Genomic DNA, 1,165 nt, shown 5'->3' with positions numbered 1-1,165 from the left:
ACGTTTTCTTTTGGTAGCTACTACGATCCAAAACACATGGGCTTTTCTGAACTGCGAGTCATCAACGATGACCTAGTTCAACCCAACGCAGGCTTTGATACTCATGGTCACCGCGACATGGAGATCATCAGTTATGTGCTAGAAGGTGTCATTGCGCACAAAGACAGTGAAGGCAATGTACAAACGTTACCTGCGGGGGAGTTTCAGCTGATGTCGGCAGGTAAAGGCATTTACCACAGCGAATATAACGCATCAGAAACAGACCCTTTACGCTTTTTGCAAATTTGGATTCAACCTAACACCTTTGGGAATAAACCGGGCTACCAGCAAAAAGATTTTGGACGTAATGCAGGGTTAACCACCATTGCAACCCCAACGGGAGAGAGTGGCACACTGCACATCAAACAAGATGCGTATTTGTATCAATTGATTTTGGAGCCGAATCGCGAACTCGCCTTCGACATCCACTCTGGAAGAAATGTTTACGTTCATCAAGTATCCGGAGAGCTTCATGTCGACAACACCCTGCTAACGGGCGGTGATGGCGCTAAAATCGAAGCACAAAGCAAGGTGACATTTCGTAACCTGACCAATCAATCAGTTACTGCGCTAATCTTTGACTTGCCGTAACTATCGGTTCATAGATATCTACCTATCGCCATCCGGTGATAAACCTCGCTTAAAAAGAAAGCCCCCAAGGCAAACGCCAAGGGGGCTTTTCATTTTTCCGTTTTCATTGACGCCAAGCGTTAATGGTTTGCGTCCGATGATGCAGACCCAATCTGTTGCAAGCTGTAAGCCGTGAGAGGATCGATTTCTTTCACAATCTCTTCGACCTGTTTAATCGCTTCTACAGACGTGCTGGCTTTGCGATAGCTTAAGTAGATAGGTCGGTACCAATCTTCCACTCCAGACACCTTGTAGAGCTGCCCATTCGCAATAAACGGCTCTACGAGAGACACCGGCAGATACGCCGCGCCGCCTTTCTCTAAAATGAAGTCCAAAGCAATACGCGCAGTCGATGTACGCAGGTACGGAGCCGGAATTTTAGGGTGACGCTCAGAGTGCTCAGAAGCGAAGCGTGTTCCCCAATCCACATCCACATATCTGTGCTCAAACACCGTACCTAATGAATCTTGCTCAGTAGAAACCAGCACAAGGACAA

The 1,165-nt window shown here is 47.3% G+C and carries 1 protein-coding gene and 1 pseudogene; one reads left to right on the top strand and one right to left on the bottom strand.

Going from position 1 to position 1,165, the window contains the following annotated elements; genetic code table 11:
• A partial coding sequence (locus R7D93_RS25745; protein ID WP_318129615.1) for a pirin family protein occupies window positions 1-630 on the top strand: 630 nt, incomplete at its 5' end.
• Between the two features lie 119 nt (window positions 631-749).
• Here the strand turns inward: R7D93_RS25745 and R7D93_RS25740 are convergent.
• Window positions 750-1,165 (bottom strand): annotated as a pseudogene (locus R7D93_RS25740) (LysR family transcriptional regulator); the annotation flags it as partial.

Origin of the sequence: Vibrio sp. YT-15 (assembly GCF_033337445.1) — a bacterium.
Lineage (GTDB): Bacteria > Pseudomonadota > Gammaproteobacteria > Enterobacterales > Vibrionaceae > Vibrio > Vibrio alginolyticus.
This window is presented reverse-complemented; position numbering and strand designations above follow the sequence as displayed.